Origin of the sequence: Herbiconiux sp. L3-i23, from assembly GCF_023734115.1 — a bacterium.
Classification (GTDB): domain Bacteria; phylum Actinomycetota; class Actinomycetes; order Actinomycetales; family Microbacteriaceae; genus Naasia.
The window spans coordinates 2,691,584-2,714,227 of record NZ_AP025737.1; the positions used below are offsets into that span (position 1 = coordinate 2,691,584).

At 70.4% G+C, this 22,644-nt stretch carries 19 protein-coding genes and 1 riboswitch; of the genes, 8 read left to right on the forward strand and 11 right to left on the reverse strand.

Going from position 1 to position 22,644, the window contains the following annotated elements; all coding sequences use genetic code 11:
- Positions 1-10: 10 nt before the first annotated feature.
- Entirely contained in the window at positions 11-889 is an 879-nt protein-coding gene (locus NGH83_RS12850) for a bifunctional methylenetetrahydrofolate dehydrogenase/methenyltetrahydrofolate cyclohydrolase (protein ID WP_251856649.1), read from the reverse strand.
- Positions 886-2,211, reverse strand: coding sequence for a serine hydroxymethyltransferase (glyA, locus tag NGH83_RS12855; RefSeq protein WP_251858536.1), 1,326 nt, complete (start codon positions 2,209-2,211; stop codon positions 886-888). The genes NGH83_RS12850 and glyA overlap by 4 nt, the downstream gene beginning before the upstream one ends.
- 60 nt (positions 2,212-2,271) lie before the next feature.
- A riboswitch (ZMP/ZTP riboswitch) is annotated at positions 2,272-2,376 on the reverse strand.
- 158 nt (positions 2,377-2,534) lie between these two features.
- On the opposite strand from glyA, the gene NGH83_RS12860 reads away from it, so the two are divergent.
- Positions 2,535-3,950: an HNH endonuclease signature motif containing protein gene (locus tag NGH83_RS12860; protein ID WP_251856650.1), complete on the forward strand. Its 1,416-nt coding sequence runs from the start codon at positions 2,535-2,537 to the stop codon at positions 3,948-3,950.
- Here NGH83_RS12860 and NGH83_RS12865 read toward each other — a convergent pair.
- From NGH83_RS12865 to NGH83_RS12885, 5 genes are read right to left on the reverse strand one after another with little or no spacing between them, the layout of a single operon-like run.
- Positions 3,936-6,164, reverse strand: a complete 2,229-nt coding sequence (locus NGH83_RS12865) for a DUF3488 and transglutaminase-like domain-containing protein (protein ID WP_251856651.1) — start codon at positions 6,162-6,164, stop codon at positions 3,936-3,938. The two genes, NGH83_RS12860 and NGH83_RS12865, sit on opposite strands and share 15 nt — an antisense overlap.
- Positions 6,157-7,407 carry a DUF58 domain-containing protein gene (locus tag NGH83_RS12870; RefSeq protein WP_251856652.1) on the reverse strand — a complete coding sequence of 417 codons (1,251 nt, stop codon included), beginning with the start codon at positions 7,405-7,407 and terminating at the stop codon, positions 6,157-6,159. The genes NGH83_RS12865 and NGH83_RS12870 overlap by 8 nt, the downstream gene beginning before the upstream one ends.
- A 2-nt stretch (positions 7,408-7,409) precedes the next feature.
- Entirely contained in the window at positions 7,410-8,372 is a 963-nt protein-coding gene (locus NGH83_RS12875; RefSeq protein ID WP_251856653.1) for a MoxR family ATPase, read from the reverse strand.
- Positions 8,369-8,836: a hypothetical protein gene (locus tag NGH83_RS12880; RefSeq protein ID WP_251856654.1), complete on the reverse strand. Its 468-nt coding sequence runs from the start codon at positions 8,834-8,836 to the stop codon at positions 8,369-8,371. Before NGH83_RS12880 ends, NGH83_RS12875 begins: the two co-directional genes overlap by 4 nt.
- A gap of 7 nt (positions 8,837-8,843) precedes the next feature.
- Positions 8,844-10,094, reverse strand: coding sequence for an MFS transporter (locus tag NGH83_RS12885; RefSeq protein ID WP_251856655.1), 1,251 nt, complete (start codon positions 10,092-10,094; stop codon positions 8,844-8,846).
- 39 nt (positions 10,095-10,133) lie between these two features.
- On the opposite strand from NGH83_RS12885, the gene purU reads away from it, so the two are divergent.
- The 3 genes from purU (at position 10,134) to NGH83_RS12900 (ending at position 13,077) form a co-directional block, all read left to right on the forward strand.
- Positions 10,134-11,021: a formyltetrahydrofolate deformylase gene (purU, locus tag NGH83_RS12890; RefSeq protein WP_251856656.1), complete on the forward strand. Its 888-nt coding sequence runs from the start codon at positions 10,134-10,136 to the stop codon at positions 11,019-11,021.
- Positions 11,022-11,201: 180 nt separating this feature from the next.
- Positions 11,202-12,521 carry a GNAT family N-acetyltransferase gene (locus NGH83_RS12895; protein ID WP_251856657.1) on the forward strand — a complete coding sequence of 440 codons (1,320 nt, stop codon included), beginning with the start codon at positions 11,202-11,204 and terminating at the stop codon, positions 12,519-12,521.
- Positions 12,522-12,651: 130 nt separating this feature from the next.
- Positions 12,652-13,077: an Hsp20/alpha crystallin family protein gene (locus NGH83_RS12900; protein WP_251856658.1), complete on the forward strand. Its 426-nt coding sequence runs from the start codon at positions 12,652-12,654 to the stop codon at positions 13,075-13,077.
- Positions 13,078-13,149: 72 nt separating this feature from the next.
- On the opposite strand, the gene NGH83_RS12905 is transcribed toward NGH83_RS12900, so the two are convergent.
- Positions 13,150-14,364, reverse strand: a complete 1,215-nt coding sequence (locus tag NGH83_RS12905) for an NADP-dependent isocitrate dehydrogenase (protein WP_251856659.1) — start codon at positions 14,362-14,364, stop codon at positions 13,150-13,152.
- Between the two features lie 167 nt (positions 14,365-14,531).
- Here NGH83_RS12905 and NGH83_RS12910 point away from each other — a divergent pair, with 167 nt between their 5' ends.
- The 4 genes from NGH83_RS12910 to NGH83_RS12925 all read left to right on the forward strand — a co-directional run bounded on the left by NGH83_RS12910 (position 14,532) and on the right by NGH83_RS12925 (position 17,401).
- Positions 14,532-16,001 carry an AlkA N-terminal domain-containing protein gene (locus tag NGH83_RS12910; protein ID WP_251856660.1) on the forward strand — a complete coding sequence of 490 codons (1,470 nt, stop codon included), beginning with the start codon at positions 14,532-14,534 and terminating at the stop codon, positions 15,999-16,001.
- Positions 15,998-16,549 (forward strand): methylated-DNA--[protein]-cysteine S-methyltransferase, encoded by a 552-nt coding sequence (locus tag NGH83_RS12915; RefSeq protein ID WP_251856661.1) that lies wholly within the window; start codon positions 15,998-16,000, stop codon positions 16,547-16,549. Before NGH83_RS12910 ends, NGH83_RS12915 begins: the two co-directional genes overlap by 4 nt.
- Before the next feature lie 69 nt (positions 16,550-16,618).
- Positions 16,619-17,071 (forward strand): GNAT family N-acetyltransferase, encoded by a 453-nt coding sequence (locus NGH83_RS12920; protein ID WP_251856662.1) that lies wholly within the window; start codon positions 16,619-16,621, stop codon positions 17,069-17,071.
- Positions 17,072-17,074: 3 nt separating this feature from the next.
- Entirely contained in the window at positions 17,075-17,401 is a 327-nt protein-coding gene (locus NGH83_RS12925) for an MGMT family protein (RefSeq protein WP_251856663.1), read from the forward strand.
- 51 nt (positions 17,402-17,452) lie between these two features.
- Here the strand turns inward: NGH83_RS12925 and NGH83_RS12930 are convergent, their stop codons facing one another.
- From NGH83_RS12930 to ddaH, 3 genes are all read right to left on the reverse strand, one after another.
- The gene (locus tag NGH83_RS12930; RefSeq protein ID WP_251856664.1) at positions 17,453-19,255 is read right to left on the reverse strand and encodes an ABC transporter ATP-binding protein; all 1,803 of its coding nucleotides are present in this window, start codon (positions 19,253-19,255) and stop codon (positions 17,453-17,455) included.
- Positions 19,252-21,132, reverse strand: a complete 1,881-nt coding sequence (locus NGH83_RS12935) for an ABC transporter ATP-binding protein (RefSeq protein ID WP_251856665.1) — start codon at positions 21,130-21,132, stop codon at positions 19,252-19,254. Before NGH83_RS12935 ends, NGH83_RS12930 begins: the two co-directional genes overlap by 4 nt.
- A 232-nt stretch (positions 21,133-21,364) precedes the next feature.
- Positions 21,365-22,573, reverse strand: coding sequence for a dimethylargininase (ddaH, locus tag NGH83_RS15295; protein ID WP_305881784.1), 1,209 nt, complete (start codon positions 22,571-22,573; stop codon positions 21,365-21,367).
- Between the last annotated feature and the right edge of the window lie 71 nt (positions 22,574-22,644).

A 22,644-nucleotide genomic window follows, 5' to 3' on the forward strand; every position in this document is an offset into this window, starting at 1 on the left:
GGTTGAGCGATCAGAGCGCGCGCTCGGCGGCCTCCACGACGTTCTGCACGAGCAGCGCGCGAGTCATCGGTCCGACTCCCCCGGGGTTCGGCGAGAGCCACCCGGCCACCTCGTCGACGCCCGGCGCGATGTCGCCCGTGAGCTTCGCCTTGCCGGTCTCGTGGTCGACGACCCGGGTCACTCCGACATCGAGTACGGCGGCACCCGGCTTCACCCAGTCGGGCTGGACCAGGTGCGGCACGCCGACCGCGGCGATGACGACGTCGGCCCGGCGCACCTCGGCGGCGAGATCGGGCGTGCGCGAGTGAGTCAACGTGACCGTCGCGTCGATGCCCTTGCGAGTCAGCAGCAGGCCGACGGGACGACCGACGGTGAGCCCTCGGCCGATCACGGTGACGTGCTTGCCGGGCAGCTCGTATCCTGCGCGGTGCAGCAGTTCGACGATGCCCGCGGGCGTGCAGGGCAGCGGCGAGTCGAGGTCGCCGTCGACGCCGAGCACGAGCCGACCGAGGTTGGTCGGGTGCAGACCGTCGGCGTCCTTCGCCGGGTCGATGAGCTCGAGCGCGGCGTTCTCGTCCATGTGCGCGGGCAGCGGCAGCTGCACGATGTACCCGGTGACGGTCGGGTCGGCGTTGAGGGCACGGATCGCGTCGTGCACGTGCTCCTCGGTGGCGTCCTCGGGCAGGTCGACGCGGATCGACTCGACTCCGACCTCGGCGCAATCGCGGTGCTTGCCCGCGACGTACGCGCGCGACGCCGGGTCGTCACCGACGAGGAGCGTGCCGAGTCCCGGCACGATCCCCTTCTCGCGGAGCACGGTCACCCGGTCGCGCAGCTCGGCCTTGATCGCCGCCGCGGTCGCGGTGCCGTCGAGACGGACCGCGCTCACGCGCCGGCCGAGATCGACGAGGGCAGCTCGGTCTGCTCGAGGGGCTGACCGCTCGGACCGAGTCCCGCGTACAGCGGGAACCGATCGGCGAGCACCGTGACGCGTTCGCGCAGCGCCGGGATGTCGGCTCCGGGCGTCAGGGCGAGGGCGATGATGTCGGACACCTCGGTGAACTCGGTGTCGCCGAAGCCGCGGGTCGCGAGTGCCGGCGTGCCGATGCGGACACCCGAGGTGACCATCGGCGGGCGCGGATCGAAGGGCACCGAGTTGCGGTTCACGGTGATGCCCGCCTGGTGCAGCAGGTCTTCGGCCTGCTTGCCGTCGATCTCGGAGTTGCGGAGGTCGGTGAGCACGAGGTGCACGTCGGTACCGCCGGTCAGCACGTCGAGTCCGGCCGCCTTCGAGTCGGCGGAGGTGAGGCGCTCGGCGAGGATGCGCGCGCCGCTCAGGGTGCGCGCCTGGCGGTCGACGAACTCGGGCTCCCCGGCCAGCTTGAACGCGGTCGCCTTCGCGGCGATGACGTGCATGAGCGGGCCGCCCTGCTGTCCCGGGAAGACGGCGGAGTTGAGCTTCTTCGCGAGGTCGGCGTCGTTGGTGAGGATGAAGCCGGAACGCGGTCCGCCGATGGTCTTGTGCACAGTGCTCGACACGACGTGCGCGTGCGGCATCGGCGAGGGGTGCAGGCCCGCCGCGACGAGTCCGGCGAAGTGCGCCATGTCGACCCACAGCTTGGCGCCGACCTCGTCGGCGATCGCGCGGAACGCGGCGAAGTCGAGCTGACGGGCGTACGCGGACCATCCGGCGATGATGACGGCGGGGCGGTGCTCGAGAGCCTTCTCGCGGACGACGTCCATGTCGACGCGGAAGGTCTCGGGGTCGACACCGTAGGCGACGGCGTTGTAGAGGCGGCCTGAGAAGTTGAGCTTCATGCCGTGGGTGAGGTGACCGCCGTGGGCGAGCTCGAGACCGAGGATGGTGTCGCCGGGAGTCGCGATGGCGTGCAGCACGGCGGCGTTCGCAGAGGCTCCCGAGTGGGGCTGGACGTTCGCGAACTCGGCGCCGAACAGCTTCTTGGCGCGGGCGATGGCGAGCTCTTCCGCGATGTCCACGAACTCGCAGCCGCCGTAGTAGCGGCGTCCCGGGTAGCCCTCGGCGTACTTGTTGGTGAGCACGGAGCCCTGCGCTTCGAGGATCGCGCGGGGCACGAAGTTCTCGCTCGCGATCATCTCGAGCGTCGACTGCTGGCGGCCGAGCTCCTTCGCGAGGACGTCGGCGATCTCGGGGTCGACGACCGAGAGCGACTCGAGGAAGGTCGAGGGCATCGACGACTGGGGGGTTGCTTGGTTGGGCACGAGGTCTCCTTCAACTGACGGCCTGGATCGACGAGGGGCCCAGGCGTACGGCCCCGTCGGTGTCAGTCGTTCCCCGGTGGTGCACCACCCTGGAGAGGCTTATGGAGCCTCCGCCACGCCAGTCGCGACGCCGGTCAGCTTAGCAAAGCGAGCCGGGAGGGGAAGCCCTCGGGCGCGTCCCTCGCGACGCTTCGACCCGGTCCCGAACTTCGCTTCAAGTATTGGTCGAAGGTTGGGCTGATCAGGGTCTCTTGCGGCCTGGCGATGTCGGTGGCTGCTGGAAGAGTTCAGTCATGGGAACGGACATGATGGCACCGCTGGCCGAGCAGGCCGCGCTGCTGTCCGCCCGCTCCCAAACCCTCAGCGCCGGTGACCCGTCCACGCTCGTCGAGTCGTTGATGGGGTCGACCGATACCGATCTGCTCGCGTTCGCCGAGCACGCCGCGCGCGTGGTGCGCCTGGCGGAGGCAGCGTTCATCGCGGCCGCCGGTGAGGTGGCTCGGCGCAGTGAGCGCTCCGTTCCCGATCCGCTGTCACGCCGGCTGGGTGAGAAGAGCGCGGCGGCGCTGCTGGCCAAGCGCACCGGTGCTGCGGAGGCCGACGTGGCGGTGCAGGCGCGGCTCGGGTTGGCCTTGTCGCCGCGGGAAGGGCTGACCGGGGAGATCCTCCCGTCCTACTACCCCGCAGTGGCTCAGGCACTGGCCGACGGCGAGTTATCGGCCCGATCGGCGGCGGTGATCGTGCGGACACTGGTCGCCATCGCCCCGAACGCCTCCCTCGATCAGCTCGAGGGTGTCGAGGGTTTCCTCGTAGAGGGCGCGTTGAACGAGTGGGACGCGGTCATGCTCGCCGATGTCTGCCGGGCGTTGCCGGGCCGTTTCGACCCCGACGGCGTCGAACCACGCGAGGCAGCCCGCCGGGCGCGCCGGTTCTGGCGGGAGCGGGAACTCGAGGACGGCAGCGTCCGGTTCACTGGCGAAGCGCCGCCCGAGCAGGCCGCGTTCGTGCGCGCCGCGCTCGATGCGCGCACCGCGCCGCGAAGGCAGGTCCGTTTCACCGAGGCGGGTGAGGAGGAGGGCGACCTCGAGAACGCGCCCGAGTACGACTCCCGCAGCTGGGAGCAGAAACGGCTCGACGCGTTCGTCGACATCATGCGCGAAAGTCTCAGCGCCGATGACGGCGAGATGGGCGGGGTGGACACCACCCTCGTCCTGCACATGACCGGTGAGGCGTATTCGACCGGGGTCGGCGAGGCGTGGGTCGAGGGCGTCGACGGTCTGATCTCCGCCCGCACCGGCCAGCACCTGGGCTCCACCGCGAACGTCGTCACCGTGGCCCTCGACTGCGAGGGCCAGCCGTTGCGGCTCGGGACCACCCGCCGGTTTTTCACGAGGGCGCAGCGGCGGGCGTTGGCCGCCCGGGACGGCGGCTGCCAATGGCCCGGCTGCACCGCCCCGCCCCGCTGGTGCGACGCCGCCCACATCATCCCCTGGTCGCACGGTGGGCGCACCGACATCGAGAACGGCATCCTGCTCTGCCATTTCCACCACCGACGCTTCGATGAAGACGGGTGGACGCTCAGCATGAAGAATGGCGTCCCGTGGTTCACCCCACCTCGACACCTCGACGCCTCCCGCACACCCCGACGCGGCGGACGATCACGACCACCGGCCGACCTCGTGGCGCGGGGCTCGTCAGGCGCGGGCTGAGGTACCGACGCGTCCGATGCGGATGGTCGGCACGAGCGAGCGCGGCGCCACTCGGGCGACCACGCGCGTGAACCGGGTGCGGCTGCGCCGCAGGGCGCGCAGGATCGACGTCGCTTCCGCTCGGGTGACGCCCGCGTCGACCGTCGCGTCTCGAGCGAATCGGGCGCGCTCCGTCGCAGCACGCCAGCGCACCAACGCGGCCGCCGCATCGGCGTCCAGGACGACGTTCGACGACACCAGCTCCGCGAGCATCCGCGGGGTCAGGCCCGATGTGGCGAGTCCGAGATCGACTGCGGTGTCGTGCAACTCGTCCCAGCCCGCTGAGGGCGAACCCCGGCCGAGGAGAACGAGTCGTCGACGCGTGCGCAGCAGCCGGACCACCGCCGGCACCGCGAGAAGCGCGACGACGCCCACCGGGATCAGCACCCCGAGTCCCATTCCCACGCCGGTGTCCGTGCCGGGAGTCGCGCCCGAATCCAGGTTCTCATCCCGAGCGGCGGCCGTCGACGTGGAGGTCGGAGCGGGAGAGGGCGCTGCCTCCTCCTCGGTCTGCGGCCGGGTGTTCGAGGTGTAAGCGGGGACGTCGCCACGGCCGGGAGTCGGCTCGAACCGGGTCCAGCCTGCACCCTCGAAGTAGAGCTCGGGCCACGCATGCAGGTCGTGCGAGGTCACCTCGAACGTCGTCGGGTCGTCGATCTGACGCTCGCCCGGCTGGTAACCGACCGCGATGCGCGCCGGGATACCGAGCTCTCGCGCCATCACCGTCATCGCCGAGGCGAAGTGGACGCAGTATCCGCTCTTGTCGGTGAGGAAGGTCGAGATGACGTCGAAACTGTCGCCGTCCCCGTCGGCCTCCTCGGGAGTGTCCTCGTCGTAGCGGAACTCGCTCGAACGCAGGTAGCGCTGCAGCGCGAGCGCACGGTCGTAGTCGGTGGACAGCCCCTCCGTGACCGCGACGGCCGTTTCGCCGATGATCGCGGGCACATCGTCGGGCAGCTGCAGGTAGCGTTCCAACCCCGAGGAGGGCGGGGCGCTCCTCAGTTGATCGGCGGTCGGCACCAGCTCGAGGCTGGTCACTTCGAACTCGCCGGTGCGTCGGGGGTCGCCGATCGTCCCGGCCGCGAGGCTCTGCGGATCCCAGGCCCACTCGCCCTCGTCACCGAGGTCCGTCACACCGACGGCCGGGTAAGGCAGCGGCAGCCAGCGCCGCTCCGCGAACGAGTCGTCGATCTGCGTCACCACTTCGGTGCGCTCCACCTCGTCGGCGAGCCCCGGCGGTGCGGGGAACGACGCGAGCGGCCGGTCGCCGGGCAGTGTCTCTTCCAGCGGGGTCGTGCGCCACTCCTCCCCCGTGAGATCGTCGATCACCACGACGCGCAGGTAGATCGGATCGCTCGCGGACGTCGTGTAGCGCAGCGCCGTCACGTCGGCGCCGCGACGCAGATGATCGCCGAGCCGCACGAGCGGCTCGGCACCCGATGCGAAGACCGGCCGCAACGTCGTCCCGGACGCCGTGCTCTCCTCGAACGCGGGCGCCAGCGCCTGCCCGACCACTCCACCGGTCACCGCGAGAGCGGTGACGGCGAGCGCCGCGACCACCGGAGGCCGTGCCGCGAGCCGCTGCCGGTCGAGCCAGATCATCAGCAGCACCGCGGCGATCGTCACCGTGATGCCGAACAACTCCGGCTCCTCGGAGGCCGCCCTGCCCGGCACGATGGCGAGCACCAGCAACGGGATACCGGCGAGCAGCGGCCTGCGCGCGGACACGGCGATCGTCTCGACGAGGATCGCGACGGCGACGATGCCCGCCACCAGCACCAGGTCGAGTCCGTCGTTCTGCACTGCCGGCATGCTCTCGGCCGCGATGTGGGCGACCGCTTCGCCGACCAGCTGCCGAAGTCGTTCGATCGTGTCGCCGGTCGGGATCACGCCGAACGCGAGGGTACTGGGTGCGAAGAGAACGACGATCGTCAGTCCGCTCGCCACCACGGCCGCGGCCAGCGGCACCAGCCAGAAGCGGAGGCGTCGACGCACGAGGGCGGCGGCGGCGAGTCCCACCGCTCCGGCGAGCGCCGAGAGCCACCACCACGACGAGCCCGATGCGACGGCGCCCAGGTTGCCCGCGCCCGCGAGCGTCGCGACCAGGGCGGCCGCCGTCACCCCCGCTCCGGGAGTCGGCGTGGCCCGGCGAGTGTCGTGGTTGCGCTCAGACACGGGATGCTCCCGTCGACGCCGAACGCCACACCGCCGCCATGTCCGCACCCGGATCGCCGACGGCCACGCAACGCCACCCGGCGGCCCACAACAGCTCCGGCGCTTCCGCGGCGTCGACGATGATGGCCGCTCCGTGACTGTGCGGCGCGCGATGAATCGCGAGCTCGCGCCACTCGGCCTCGTCCATCGAGCCGGTGATCACGAAGAGGGGCGATGGCCCATCGGTCTGCAGCTCGGCGACCCGGAGGTGGTAGTCGAGCGCCGACGTCGCCGCCGACCGGCGCCCGATCGTCGCGAGCCGCAGCAGGGCCTCCCTCGCGGATCCGTCAGACACCGCCCCCATCTCGTGCGCGGCGCCATCGTGATCGGGCACCGTCGTGACGAGCGCGACTCCTGTGCCCTCGGCCGACAGGTGGTTGATGATCGACGCGGCGAAGCTCACCGCCCACTCGAACGCTCCGGCGCTGCGCCAGTGCTCGCGGCGGTTGTCGAGGATCAGCACGGCACGGGCGTCGTCGTGCCGCTGCTCCTGCCGCACCATCAGCTCGCCGCGGTGCGCGGTCGCGCGCCAGTGCACGTGCCGCAGCGCGTCGCCCGGCCGGTAGTCGCGGGCGATCACGTCGTCCTGTCCGCGCCCCATCATGGCCGCCCGGATGGTGGCGTCGGAGAGGGCGACGGGCGCGGCGAGCGCTCCTTCGAGCGTGAGGATGCGGGGCAGCACGATAAGTTCGTCGACGCCGCCGGTCGCTCGTTCGAGAAGGCAGAGGCCGAACGCATCGGAGCCGCGCACCGAGAGAGGCCCGATCGTGAAACGTCCACGCTGCTGCGCGACGGCGCGATAGACGACGGTGGACGAGTCGCCGCTCCAGCCGCGCCCCGACAGGGCCGGAAGCTCGCGGAAGTCGTGGCTCACCGAGAAGGGCACCTCGTCGCGCCAGCTGGCGGGCGGGCTCGGAATGAGGCTCTCGTTGCGGATCGTGACCGAGACGGTGGCGACCTGACCGACGCTCAGCGCATCGGGCGCCACCTGGCGCTGCACGGTGAGGAACACCCCGCGGGTCCCGACGAAGAGCAGGGAGGCGAGCACCAGGACGAGCAGCACCAGCCCGACGTAGAGCAGGGCCCGCCAGCCCGTGGCATAGGCGACGATGACGCCGACGGACCCGAGCGCGAGCGCGGCCCATCCGCGCACGGTCAGGGCAGGGAGACCTGCCGTGCGATGCGGACGCGCGCCGTCGGTCATGGTCAGCCTCGAGGCATCGGGACCGACGCGAGGACCGACTCGATGATCTCGGTCGCCGTGCGCGCCTCGCCGAGCCCCTGCCCGAGCGACTGCCGAGTGGGCAGCACGCGATGCGCGAGAACGGGCACGGCGAGTGCGGCGACGTCGTCGGGCAGCACGAAGTCGCGTCCGTCGATCAACGCCCGAGCGCGGGCGGCGCGAGCGAGTTGCAGGGTCGCGCGCGGACTCGCACCCAACCGAAGCGACGGGTGCGTCCGCGTCCTGCGGATCAGCTCCAAGAGGAACGCCTCGACCGGTGGCGACAGGTACACCGCGCGGGCGGCGGCGATCAGCGCGCGGACGCCCTCGGTGTCGAGCACCGGCTGCAACGAGTCGATCGGGCTGTGCCGTTCTCGTGAGCGCAGCATCGCGAGCTCCGCGGCCTCGTCGGGGTAGCCCATCGAGATGGTGGCCATGAAGCGGTCGCGCTGCGCCTCGGGCAGCGCGTAGGTGCCGTCCATCTCGATCGGGTTCTGCGTGGCGACCACCATGAACGGCGACGGCAGCGGCCACGTGCGACCATCGACCGACACCTGGCGCTCCTCCATGCTCTCGAGCAGCGCGGACTGGGTCTTGGGCGAGGCGCGGTTGATCTCGTCGCCGATGACGATGTTCGCGAACACGGCGCCCGGCTTGAACTCGAACGCGCGGGAGCCCTGGTCGTAGATGGAGACGCCGGTGACGTCGGAGGGCAGCAGGTCGGGGGTGAACTGGATGCGGCTCACCGATCCGCCCATCGTCCGGGCGACGGCGCGCGCCAGCATGGTCTTGCCGACGCCGGGGACGTCCTCGATCAGCAGGTGGCCTTCGGCGATGAGCACGGTCAGCGCCATGCGCGCGGCGTCGGGCTTGCCGTCGATCACCGTCTCGACCGCGGCGAGAGCGTCGGAGGCGGTGCTCGGCCGGTTCACCTCGGTGTCGGTCACGCGCGTGCCTTCCGGTTGCGTGCCTTGTAGCCCGCGAACACGATGCAGCCGAGCCCGAACACGAAGGACCACGGCCCCGCGCCGTAGACGAATTGCTGCAGGCTCCAAAGCCAATCGATCCCGCCATTGAAGGCAGTCGCAAAGTTGATGCTCTGCTGAATGAATCCGACGATCGCGAGGGCGGCGAGCGACCCCACTGCGAGGCCGATCCCCCAGTTGCGCACGAAGCGGATCGCCTCCGGATTGACTTCTGCCGGATCCGTGCTCTCCGAGACCTGCGGCGGCTGGTCCTGCGCCGAGCCGTCGGAGTCGAGCTCGGCGGCGATCTCGTCGAGACCGGCGAGCGCCCACGGATCGGAAGGCGGCCGGGATTCGGCTCTGGCAGGCGTTACGGGCTCGCCTCCTCGTTGGAAGGAGCTGCTGTAACGGGGATCGAAGGAACGGCCGGACTCGAGAGTTCCCATGGCTTCCTCACAGCGACGTCGGGTGGGTGGCGTTCACCCTAGTCGACCGGCCTTGTCGCTTGGCTGAACGGGTCAGCGTCGGACGTGTGAGGCGATGAAGGACGATGACCGCGACGATGCCGAGCAGCATCACACCGGCGGCCGCGTACGGCAGTGCGAGCAGGCCGGCGGACTCGAGCAGGCCGGCGCCGACGAGCGCGCCGCCGCCGATGCCGATGTTGAACGAGGTGGTCATCCATGCAGAGGCGAGGTCCCGGATCCGCGGTGACGCGATCTGCATCATCCGCGTCTGGAAGAGGGGCGCGAGCGAGCCCTGCACCAGGCCCCAGAGGACGAGCAGGACGACCACGATCCACGGCACGTCGGCGGTGAGCGCGAGCAGCACCAGGGCGAGCGCCGAGACGCCGACGGCGGTGACGATCGCCTGCACCGGGTACTTGCCGGCCACCATCCCCGACACCACGAGACCGATGGCGCCGGCGCCGCCGTAGAGGAACAGGAGAGGGCTGACCCAGGTCGGGTCGAAGCCGACCGGGCCGATGATGAACGGCGCCACGTAGGTGTAGAAGATGTTCTGGCCGCCGACCGCGAGCACGATCAGCACGCAGGTGCCGAGCACGACCACCAGCGTCGGGTCGCGTCTCGTGGGAAGCGGGATCTCGCCCGTCGCGAGCGAGACGCGGTGGTCGACGGGAGGCAGGAAGAACAGCAGCAGCGCCGCGAGCACCAGCATCGCGGCGGCGATCGCGGTGAAGGCGAGACGCCAGCCGAGCGCGTGACCGAGCGCCGTGCCGAGCGGGACACCGAGCACGAACGCGGCCGATCCTCCCGCCGCCGTGATGGCGACCGCGCGGGGCAGGAGGTGTTTCGGCACGAGGTGCGCGGAGTAGGAGCCCACGATGGCCCAGAACAGACCGTGGGCGAGCCCGCCGACGATGCGCGCACCGATGAGCAGCTCGTAGCTCGGCGCGATCGCGGCACCGATCGTGGCGAGAGCGTTCAACCCGAGCACCACGACGACGAGCCGTTTGCGCGAGTAGTTGCGGGTGAGGGCCGCGAGCGGCGCGGTCGCGACGACGACGGTCGCGGCGAACACGGAGACGAGCAGCCCGATCTGCGCCTCGGACACGCCGAGGTCGCGCGCCATGTCGGGGAGGAGACCGGTGGGCAGGAATTCTCCGGTCACCGAGACGAAGATGGCACCGGCGAGGACCGCGAGGCCGACGGTGGGGAAACGGGTCGGCGCGGAGGTCTGCATGTCGAACCTCATTTTAGTCGGCCACTACGCTTGACCCTCGTGACCACGAGCCTCCTCGCCCCCGAGACCGCGCACACGGGTGCGGGCAACTGGGTGCTCACCCTCGTCTGCCGCGACCAGCCCGGCATCGTGCACGCGGTGAGCGGCGCGATCGTGGAGGCGCGGGGCAACATCCTCGAGTCGCAGCAGTTCTCGAGCCACGACACGGGCCGCTTCTTCATGCGCCTGCAGCTCGAGACGGACGCGACCCGGGACGAGGTCGCCGCCGCGCTCGAGCCGGTGATCGCCCGATTCGGCATGGCATGGCAGCTCGACCGTGCCGGCCGCCCGAAGCGCACCCTGGTTCTCGTCTCGACGGCGGCGCACTGCCTCAACGACTTGCTGTTCCGTCAGCGCTCCGGTCAGATGCCGATCGACATCCCGCTGGTCCTGAGCAACCACGGCACTCTGCGCTCGCTCGCCGAATTCAACGGTGTGCCGTTCGAGTCGCTGCCCGTCGTCGACGCCGACAGCAAGGCGGCGTTCGAGCAGCGGGTGCTCGACGCGGTCGACGAGCACGACATCGAACTCGTGGTGCTGGCCCGCTACATGCAGATCCTCTCCCCCGAGCTGTGCGAGAAGCTGCGCGGCCGGGTCATCAACATCCACCACTCGTTCCTGCCCGGCTTCAAGGGGGCGAATCCGTACCGCCAGGCGCACGCCCGCGGGGTGAAGCTGATCGGTGCGACCGCGCACTTCGTCACGAGCGATCTCGACGAGGGCCCGATCATCGAGCAGAACGTGGTGCGGGTCGACCATTCCCGTACCCCCGAGGAGCTCGTCTCGATCGGTCAGGACGAGGAGAGCCGCACTCTGCGCCAGGCCGTCACCTGGTTCGCCGAGGACCGCGTCCTCCTCGACGGCGCCCGCACCATCATCTTCCGCTGACCCCGGTAGGGCGTTCCGGGCGAGCGCGCACGTTTCGGCGGGCCGCGTGCGCCGCAACGCACTCGCACCATCGGATATTGCGGGGATTAACGCACGTTTCGGCGGGCGCACAAGCCCGGAACGTGCGTTCTCGCGGGGTCACCCCAGCGTCCGGTCGCCCCTCGTCGATAGCGTGGAGCGATGAGCTCCTTCGATCCGCGCGCATTGCCCCTCGACAAGACCTCCGAATCGCGGCTGCGACAGGCGGGACTGACCTACCGTCTGGTCGACACGTCGGACGCCGACTGGTTCGGGACGTGGTTGCGTTCGGACGCTCGAGGCTTCCACGACGTCGACCCCGAGGACGCGGTGCTCGCGGATACCCGCGCCGCACTCGCCTACCGCCGCACCACCGAGGTCGTCGACCCGACTTCGTCGACCCCCGACGCCGCGATCGCGACCGTCAGCTCGTGGCCGGCCGAACTCACCGTCTCTCCGGGGCGGCTCGTCGAGGCGTGGGCGATCAGCGCCGTGACCGTGAGTCCCACCCATTCCGGCCGGGGCGTTGCCCGCGCACTCCTCGAAAGCGAGCTGCGCACCGCGGCGGCGGCCGGCCTGCCGCTCGCGGCGCTCACCGTGTCGGAGTCGACCCTCTACGGCCGTTACGGTTTCGCGCCGGCCGCGATGACGGCCGACTGGCGGATTCGCACCGCCCGCGCGAAGTGGACCGGGCCGATCCCGGACGGGATCGTCGAACTCATCAGCCGACACGAGTGGCGCGATCAGATCGACGACCTGTACGAGCGGGTCCGACTTCAGAACCCGGGACACATCGACGCGTGGGCGCGTCGCTTCGATCAAAAGGCGGGCCTCACCGGCGAGAGCCCCGAGCACGAGTCGCGCCGCCTCCGCGCCGCCCGGTACCTCGATGAGACCGGCGAGGTGCGCGGCCTGATGCTCTACCGGGTCTCGGCCGCCGACGACGCCGAGTTCACCGACCATAAGCTCACCGTCGACTCGCTGATCACCGAGACCGACGACGCCGAGACGGCCCTCTGGCGGCTCGCTCTCACAACGCCTCTGGTCAGCGAGGTGATCGCGCCGCTTCGCCGCCTCGACGAACCCGTGCGCTGGCAGATCGCCGACTGGCGGGCGGCGCTGGTGTCGCCGCGCGACAACCTGTGGCTGCGGATCCTCGATGTCCCCGCGACGCTGACCTCGCGTCGGTACGACTCCCCGGGCGCGGTGACCCTGCAGGTCTCCGATCCCCTCGGTCATGCCGAGGGCACCTGGATCCTTGGCGTCGGCTCCGACGGCAGGGCGACGGTCGAACCTGCCAGTGGCGCCGATGCCGCCACGATCTCGCTCGACATCGCCACGCTCTCGGCGATCTTCCTCGGCGCGGTGTCCGTCGACACTCTCGCTCGCGCGGGCCGGATCACCGGCGACGCGGAGTCGATCCGCCGAGCCGATGCGCTCTTCCACACCGCGACCGAGCCGTGGTTGCCCTTCTGGTTCTGACGCAGATCCTGCGTTCGCGGACGGCGATCGAGAGGGGCTGGCACTCGGCATACGAGAGTGCTAATTTCTGTTTCTAGAAGTTGAGTCACCCCGACTCAACTCGACTACTTCGACAGAAAGGAACATTCCGATGGCTATGAACTTCGACCCGTTCCGCGAGCTCGACCGCGTCGCCGGTTCGCTGCTCGACAACCGGAGCCCTCGCGTGATGCCGATGGATCTGTACCGCGACGGCGACACCTACGTGCTCTCCGCCGACATGCCGGGCATCGACCCCGGCTCGGTCGACATCGACGTCGACGGTCAGCTGCTGACCATCCGCGCCGAGCGCACCCTCACCAGCGGTGAGGGCGTCAAGTGGATCGCCCGCGAGCGCCAGTCCGGCTCGTTCCTGCGCCAGCTGAACCTCGGCCAGGGCGTCGACACCGAGCGCATCGCCGCCTCCTACGAGAACGGCGTGCTCTCGGTCACCATCCCGGTGAGCGAGAAGGCGAAGCCGCGCAAGATCGAGGTCGCGACCTCCGCTCAGGTCCTCGAGACCCACCCCGCCGCCTGACCTCAGGCCGCACGAGAAGAAGGGCCCCTCCCGGAAATCGGAAGGGGCCCTTCTTCGTGTCGAGCGAGAGACTCAGCCGAGGCGCGCCTTCAGGTTCTCGGCGAGCGCGTCGAGGAACTCGTCGGTCGTCTGGAACGGCTGCTCGGGTCCGACGAGCAGCGCCAGGTCCTTCGTCATCTTGCCGCTTTCGACGGTCTTGATGACGACGTCCTCGAGCTCGTGGGTGAAGTCGATGAGCTCCTGGTTGCCGTCGAGCTTGCCGCGGTGCGCGAGACCGCGCGTCCAGGCGTAGATCGAGGCGATCGGGTTCGTCGAGGTGGGCTTGCCGGCCTGGTACTGGCGGTAGTGGCGGGTCACGGTGCCGTGCGCCGCCTCGGCCTCGACGATCTTGCCGTCGGGAGTGGTGAGCACGCTGGTCATGAGGCCGAGCGAGCCGAAGCCCTGCGCGACGGTGTCGGACTGCACATCACCGTCGTAGTTCTTCGCGGCCCACACGTAGCCGCCCTCCCACTTGAGCGCCGCGGCGACCATGTCGTCGATGAGGCGGTGCTCGTAGGTGAGGCCGGCCTCGGCGAACCTGTCGGCGAATTCGGCGTCGAAGACCTCCTGGAAGAGATCCTTGAAGCGGCCGTCGTAGGCCTTGAGGATGGTGTTCTTCGTCGAGAGGTACACCGGGTAGTTGCGGGCGAGACCGTAGTTGAGGCTCGCGCGGGCGAAGTCGCGGATGGAGTCGTCGAGGTTGTACATCGCCATGGCGACACCGCTCGACGGAGCTTCGAAGACCTCGAACGACTGCGCTTCGGAGCCGTCGGCGGGCTGGAAGCTGACGCTCAGAGTGCCGGGGCCGTCGAAGCGGAAGTCGGTCGCCTTGTACTGGTCGCCGAACGCGTGGCGGCCGACGATGATCGGCTTGTTCCAGCCGGGCACGAGGCGCGGGATGTTCGAGATGATGATCGGCTCGCGGAAGATGACGCCGCCGAGGATGTTGCGGATGGTGCCGTTCGGGCTGCGCCACATCTTCTTCAGGCCGAACTCCTCGACGCGCGCCTCGTCGGGGGTGATGGTCGCGCACTTCACGCCGACGCCGTGCTTCTGGATGGCGTGCGCCGCATCGACGGTGACCTGGTCGTCGGTCGCGTCGCGGTTCTCCATACCGAGGTCGTAGTACTCGAGGTCCACGTCGAGATACGGGTGGATCAGCGTGTCCTTGATGCGCTGCCAGATGATGCGGGTCATCTCGTCGCCGTCGAGTTCGACGACCGTTCCCTCGACCTTGATCTTCGCCACGTGCGTCATGCTCCTTCGCTTGTGCGCGCCCGTCCGGGGCACCGCCGACGAGTTTACCCGCCGGGCCGGATATCTCGACATCGAGATACTTCCGCCTCGACGGATGCGGCGCCGTCGTGTCCGATTTCCGCTAGGTCGACGGCCCGAGGGCGACGAGGATGGACGGCATGCAGTTCGACGAGCGCTACCGGGCCATCCAGTCCCGGGACAGTCGCTTCGACGGCCAGTTCTTCACCGCGGTGCACTCGACCGGGATCTACTGCCGCCCCTCCTGCCCGGCCCGCACCCCGAAACCGGCGAACGTCACCTTCTTCAGCACCAGCGCCGCTGCGCACGAAGCGGGATTCCGTGCGTGCAAGCGCTGCCTGCCCGAAGCGACGCCCGGCACCCCTCAGTGGAACCTGCGCGACGACCTTTCCGCCCGCGCCATGCGTCTCATCGGCGACGGCGTCGTCGAGCGCGAAGGCGTGCCCGGTCTCGCGAGCCGCCTCGGTTACTCCAGCCGGCATCTCACCCGCGTGCTCACCGACGAACTCGGCGCAGGTCCCCTCGCCCTCAGCCGCGCGCACCGCGCCCAGACCGCGCGGACACTGCTCACCTCGACCGATCTCCCCGTGGGCGAGGTCGCGTACGCGTCGGGCTTCGCCAGCGTGCGCGCCTTCAACGACACGATCGCCGAGGTGTTCGCGCTCACCCCGCGCGAGATCCGCGCCCGCCGCACCGCCTCGATGCCTGCGCCCGGCACGATCGACCTGACCTTGCCCGTACGCGCGCCGTTCGACCCGACGGGCACCTTCCTGTGGCTCGCCGCCCGCGCGGTGACGGGCGTGGAGGTGGCGACCTCGTCGTCGTACAGCCGCACCCTCGCCCTCGCCGGCGGCCCCGCCTGGTTCACGGTCACCCCGGCACCGGGCGGCGTGCGACTCGTCGCGAGTCTCGCCGAGCTGCGCGACCTCCCCTCACTGGTCACCCGGGTCCGGCGCCTGTTCGATCTCGACGCCGACCCGGTCGGCATCGACGCCGCCCTCCGAACCGATCCGCTCATCGCCCCTCTCGTCGACGCGAGTCCCGGCATCCGCCTGCCCGGCACGGTCGATCCCGACGAGATGGTGTTCCGCGCGATCATCGGCCAGCAGATCACGGTCGCCGCGGCCCGCACCCAGCTCGGCCGGCTCGCCGCGACGGCGGGCACCCCGATCGCCGACGCCCCGGACGGCCTCACCACCCTCTTCCCCGCTCCGGCGCAGATCGCCCTCCGCGGACGTGAGGCGATGGTCGGCCCTCGGGCGAAGATCGATACCGTCATGACGGTCGCGGCAGCGCTCGCCGAGGGCAGCCTCTCGATCGGTTTCGGCGACGACCGCGCCGCGCTCCACTCTCGATTCACCGCCGTGCGCGGCATCGGCGACTGGACCGCCGGCTACCTCGCGATGCGCGTACTCGGCAACCCGGACGTGCTGCTCACCGGCGACGTCGCCCTGCGCGCCGGCGCCCGTCGCCTGGGCTTCGCGGACACGGTCCCCGAACTGGTCGCCCGCTCGGCGCCCCTGTCCCCCTGGCGCTCGTACCTCTCGCTGCATCTCTGGGCGGCGAGCGCCGCCCCCACTCCCCCACCGACGAGGAAGGACCCATCATGACGACGCAGACGACGCAGACGACGAGCGAAGTCGTAGAGAACGCAGTCGCGAAGAGCGCGGTCGTGGAGATCATCGACACCCCCGACGGCCCGTTCGGCATCATCGAGGGCGAGCGCGGTGTGCTCGCGTCGGGGTGGACGTCCGATGTCGACGCACTGCTCGCCCGGATCCCCGTCGCGCTGCGGCCCGACGACGTCGCGACGGGCACGACTCGCGCGGCCGCCGCGGCGCTCGCCTACTACGACGGCGATCTCGCCGCCATCGACACCGTCCCGGTCGAGCAGCTCGGCGGAGTCTTCCGCACGGCGGCGTGGCAGGCCCTTCGCCGAATCGCTCCCGGGGCTCCGCTCACCTACACCGCTTTCGCCGAGCTGACGGGCTCCCCCCGCGCGGTGCGCGCTGCGGCGAGCGCCTGCGCGACGAACGCGCCCGCGCTCTTCGTCCCCTGCCACCGAGTGCTGCGCACCGATGGCAGCATGGGCGGTTTCGCGTGGGGAGTCGATGTCAAACGCTCACTGCTCGTCCGCGAGGAGCGCCGAACGGCGTGAAGGCCGGGATCGGCTGAGATCGATCGGGCGGATGATGCCGCCGTCGCGGCGGGGCAGTAGCCTGTGCGCATGGCTGACCTGCGCTTGGAAGAACTGAACGCCGGCAACATCGTGGCCGCGAACACCCTGACTCTGAAGCCCGGTCAGGAGCAGTTCGTCGCCCCTGTGTCGCATTCGATCGCGGAGGCGTACGTCAATCCCACGACCGCTTGGCCGCGCGTCGTGCTCGACGGCGACGAGGTCGTCGGCTTCATCATGGGCAACTTCGACCCCGACGCCGACCAGCCCGAGTTCCGCAGCTGCATCTGGCGCATCAACGTCGCCGCCGACGCCCAGGGGCGCGGCGTCGGAACCTTCGGGGTGAAGGCGCTCGCCGCCGAGGCGCGCACCCGCGGTTTCCACCGCCTCACGGTCATCTGGGAGTCGGGCGAGGCGGGGCCCGAGGAGTTCTTCCTGCACGTCGGCTTCGTCCCGATCGGCGAGACCCAGTACGGCGAGGTCATCGGCGCCCTCGAGATCTGACGCGTGGCGGTCTTCGAACGCTCGGGCGAGTACACCGAGCAGGTGCTGGACCTCGTCGCGCAGATCCCGCCCGGTCGGGTGATGACCTACGGCGATGTCGCGTGGGCGTTCGGTCGTCCCGGTGCGCGGGCGGTCGGGATGGTCATGCGCTACCACGGTTCCGGGGTCGCCTGGTGGCGGGTGCTCCGCGCGGGCGGCCACCCGCCGACCGGTCACGAGGACAGCGCCAGGGCCCACTACGAGGAGGAGGGCACTCCCGTCGTTCCCGCCGACACTCCCGCCGGGTACCGCGTCGACCTCGGGCGGGCGGCCTGGTCGCCCGACGACTGACGTCCGGCGATCCTGGGGCCCCGTCCGAAGACGGAGCCCCAGAAAGATCGCTCAGACCAGCGAGTCCCGCCAGGCGGCGTGCAGCGAGGCGAACTTGCCGGTGCCGGCGATCAGCGCGTCGGGGCTGCCGTCCTCGATGATCCGCCCGTGCTCCATGACGAGCACGCGGTCGGCGATGGCGACGGTCGACAGTCGGTGGGCGATGATGACCGCGGTGCGGTCGGACAGCAGGGTCTGCAGCGCCTCCTGCACCGCACGTTCGCTCGGGATGTCGAGCGACGCGGTCGCCTCGTCGAGGATCAGCACCGCCGGGTCGGCGATGAACGCCCGCGCGAACGACAGCAGCTGACGCTGCCCCGCCGACACCCGGCCGCCGCGCTTGTTGACGTCGGTGTCGTACCCGTCGGGCAGCGCCTCGATGAACGCGTGGGCGCCGACCGCGGTCGCCGCGCGCACGATCTCCTCACGGGTCGCGTCGGGCTTGCCGAGTGCGATGTTGTCGGCGACGCTGCCCGAGAAGAGGTACGCCTCTTGCGTGACCATGACGATCGCCCGACGCAGATCGGCGGGCGCGAGGGCGCGCAGATCGACGCCGTCGAGGTCGATCTCGCCTTCCGACGGGTCGTAGAACCGCGACAGCAGCTTCGCGAGCGTCGACTTGCCCGCACCGGTCGATCCTACGAGCGCGATGGTCTGACCGGCGGGGACGTCGAGGTCGAAGCGCGGCAGGATCACGGGTCCCACGCCGTAGCCGAACTGCACGTCGTCGAAGCGGACGTGTCCGCGCGGCGCGACGAGCGCGACGGGTCGAGCCGGATCGGGAACGGTGGGAGCCTCGTCGAGCACCCCCGAGATCTTCTCCAGCGCGGCCGAGGCCGACTGGTAGCCGTTGTAGAACATCGCGAGTTCCTCGAGCGGGTCGAAGAACCGGCGCACGTAGAGCACGACGGCGAGCAGGACGCCGATCGCGAGGAACCCGTCAGCGACCCGGAACCCGCCGACCAGCAGCACGACGGCGACGGTGATGTTGCCGATCAGCACCAGACCCGGGTCGAAGGTGCCGAACAGCCGGAACACGCTCGCGTTCGCCTCGCGGTTGTCCTCGACGAGTTCACCGAACCGTTCCGCCCCTCTCCGCTCCTTGCGGAAAGCCTTCACCGCGCGGATTCCCGTCATCGTCTCGACGAACTGCACGATGAGCCTCGCCGAGGTGACGCGGGTGCGGCGGAACAGCCGCTGAGACCGCTTCTGGAACCACCTCGTGAGGAACCACAGCGGGATCAGCGCGCCCGCGAGCACGAGACCGCTCAGCGGATCGAGCCAGATGAGGGCGATGGCGGTGAACAGCGTGTAGAAGACACCCGAGACGAGATTGCTGAGCCCCTCGTCGAGGAGCTCGCGGATCGAATCGAGGTCGCTCGTCTGACGCGAGATGATGCGACCCGACGTGTACGACTCGTGGAACTCGAGGCTGAGCCGCTGCGTCTGCCGGAACACGCGACGGCGCAGTTCGAACAGGATCTCCTGCCCGATCCGCGCCTGCAGCACCCGGTACCAGCCGATCAGCAGGCCGCCGGCGATGCTCGCCAGCACGAACCCGCCGCCGGCGAGCACGAGCGGGGTCGCGTCGCCTTCGGCGAGCGCCGGCACCCCGCTGTCGATGCCGATGGCGACGAGGGCGGGACCGGCGACCTGCAGCGCGGTGCTGACGATGACGACGGCGAGGGTCAGCGCGATCTGCCGGCGCAACGGCGTGAGGAGCGAGCCGAGCAGCCGGACCGAGCGCCGGCGCAGCGCCTGCGATTCGGCGCGGTCGAGGTCGTCGCGGTCCTCCTCGTGCACGCTGGTGCTCATCGGGCCACCTCCTCGGTGAGGTCGTCGACGTCGGGTTCGCCGACGTCGGACTCGTCGGGATCCTCGCCCACCGGGTTCTGGGGGGCGGAGTCGATGTCTCCCATCGACGCGTCGGGGCGCTCGTCGGAGTCGAGGCTGGAGATCACGTAGCGGTACCGCTCGCTGGTCGCGAGCAGCTCGGAGTGCGTTCCGACCGCGATCACGCGCCCATGGTCGAGCAGCGCGACGCGGTCGGCGAGCATCACCGTCGACGGACGGTGCGCGACGATCAGCGCCGTCACGTCGCTGAGCACGCGCCGGAGGCCCGCTTCGACCCGCGCCTCGGTCTCGACGTCGAGGGCCGACAGCGGGTCGTCGAGCACCAGCACCCGCGGCCTGGCCGCGACGGCTCGAGCGAGGGCGAGACGTTGACGTTGACCGCCCGACAGGCTGAGTCCCTCTTCGCCGATGACGGTGTCGACCCCGTCGGGGAGCGCCGCGACGAAGTCGGCTTGGGCGACCTCCAGCGCTTCGGCGAGCGCCGCATCGGTCGCCTCCGACGCGCCGAGGAGCACGTTCGCGCGCACCGTGTCGGAGAACAGGGTGGCGTCCTCGAACGCCATGGCGACGTGGCGGCGCAGCTCGTCGAGGCGGAGCGAGCGGATGTCGACGCCGTCGAGGAGGATCGCGCCGTCGGTCACGTCGTAGAGGCGCGGCACGAGCGAGGTCATCGTCGACTTGCCCGACCCGGTGATGCCGACGAGCGCCATAGTCTCCCCCGGCTCGATCACGAGATCGATGCCGTCGAGCAGCGGCGCCGCCGTGGGCGGCGCGTCCGGGTAGCGGAACACGGTGCCGACGAACTCGAGCCGGCCGCGCGGCACGGCGATGGTCTCCGGGTGCTCGGGGTCGGCGATGGAGACCGGCTCGTCGAGCACCTCGAAGTACCGATCGGTGGCGTTGCGGGTGTCGAGGGTGAAGCCGAGCAGGAAGCCGATCGACTCCAACGGGAAGCGCAGCACCGTCGCAGTGGCGAAGAAGGCGACGAGCGACCCGGCGGTGAGCGCGCCGTTCGCGGCGAGGACCACCCCTCCGATCAGGCACACCGCGAGGGTGCCGTCGGGGATGAGGGTCAGCCAGCGCCAGATGAACGCCTCGGCGCGCGCCTTCTCCATCTCGGTGCCGTAGAGCTCCTCGGCCTGGCGTTCGAACTTCTCCTGCGCGAAGCCGCCGCGACCGAACGCCTTCAGCACCCGGATGCCGTGCACCGACTCCTCGACCGCGGTCGCGAGGTCGCCGGCCTGGTCCTGGCTGCGCCTCGCGACCACCGAGTAGTCCTTCTCGAACCGCACGCCGATGAACCACACCGGGATCGACCCGATGAGGAAGATGAGGCCGAGCAGCGGCTGGATGCTGAACAGCAGCACCGCGCCGACGACGATGGTCACGGTGTTCACGACGAGGAGCACGACCCCGAAGGCGAGCCAGCGGCGGATCAAGCTGAGGTCGCTCACCGCACGGGAGAGCAACTGCCCGCTCGGCCAGCGGTCGTGGAACGCGACGGGCAGCACCTGCAGGCGTTCGTACAGCGCGCGCCGCATCGCCGCCTCGACCTTGGTGTTCGGGGTGAGGATCAGCGAGCGCCGCACGAAGATCGCGGCGGCCTCGACGATGCCGAGCGCGACGATGACGAGCACCGCGGGCAGCACCGCGTCGCGGGCGCCCTCCCCGAGCGCCGAGTCGACGAGCACCTCCAGCACCTGCGGGATCGCGAGGGCGACGAGGCCGGCGACGACGCCGGCGACCATGCCGACGGCGATGCGGGGTAACGCCGGGCGCACGAACGGCGACAGGCGGCGAAGAGCGGGAATCAGAGGAAGCCGAGGAGCGGCGGACATGCGTGTCCCTTGGGAATTGCGAAGCGATGTGCGAGCTCTGGGCTCGCGGAATCAGGAGGGGAAGGGCTCGGGAGGAGGACTCAACCGAGCGGCGAGGACGTGCGGGTCGTCCGCCCGCGGAAGATGACTGAGCGATACATCTCGTCCTCCGATCGCCGCCTGCATGTTCGGGGATGCCCCGAGGCAGCTTTGTAGCCTAGCCACGCCGTCGCGCGACACGCAAGAGGAGGAGTCAGGCGATCCGGACGGAGAGGCAGGTGACTCCGGCCTCGAGCTTGGTGAACTCGGAGATCGGCACCGCGATGACGCGGTAGCCGAGCGAGCGGATCAGGTCCGCGGAGGCCGGGGCCGCATCGGAGATCAGGACGACGTCGTCGCCGAGCACCACGATCTGGGACCCTTCCGCCTCGGGCACGGGGAGGTAGTGGGGGAAGAGCGACGAGTCGACGAAGTCGCCGTGGCCGAGCACCGTTCCGTCGGGCAGAGCGGTCACGACCGACTTCAGATGCAGTGCACCCGAGACCGGAACCGCGACGACCTGGCGCCCGGTGGGGCGCAGCAGATCCCGCAGCTGACGGATGCCGTCGGCGTTCGTGCGTCCGCCGCGACCGACGTAGACGGTGTCGCCGACCTGCAGCACGTCGCCGCCGTCGAGGGTGGCCGGTTCGGTGATGCGCGCGATGCTGAGGCCGAGCCGCCGCACGGTCGCCTCGACGTCGTCGACCTCGTCGCGACGGTGCTCGGCGCCCGAGCGGGCGAGGATGGCGAGGTCGCCGACGATGACGACCGCGTCCTCGACGAAGACGGAATCGGCGAGGCCGTCGGCGAGCGGCACCTCGACGATCGACCAGCCCTCGCCACGAAGCGCATCGACGTAGGCGGCCCACTGGTCGTCGGCGACCTCGGTGTCCACCTCGGACCGTTCGATGTTCGTCACGGCACCGGCCGCGAGGGTGCGGCTCGGCAGACGCACCAGTGCGATCTTGCCGGATCGCACGCGTGAGGGCCGCGACGACAGCCACAGGTCGTAGCCTCGCGGCGCGAGCGCGAGGGTCGACACGAGCGCCGCGACCTCGAAGCTCAGGTTGACGCCGCCGAGACTCGCGAGGACCCCGCTGCCGAGGTCGCCGCCGAACGGCGATCCGGCGAGCACGGCGCCGAGGAAGGTGCCGAGGAACGCGCCGACCACCGCGGCGAGCACTCCGACGAGGAGCGTGAGGTACCAGCGCGAGAATTCGGTGAGGTAGGCGCCCGCCGCGACGAGCACGAAGACGAAGAGCGAGGAGAAGCCGAAGAACCCGTTCGCGACGCCGATCACCGACGCGTCGAAGCCGTTGCCCACGAAGAACACGAACAGCGTCGCCAGGTGCGTGACGAGCGCGGTCGCGCCTCCCGCGATCAGCGAGGCGGCGAGACGGCGTGTGGCGGGAACGGTGATCATCCGCTCCACCCTAGCCGCGAGGCCGTGGGCGCGGTCGCAGCAGACCAAGAGCCGCCTATGGGCCGCGGCCG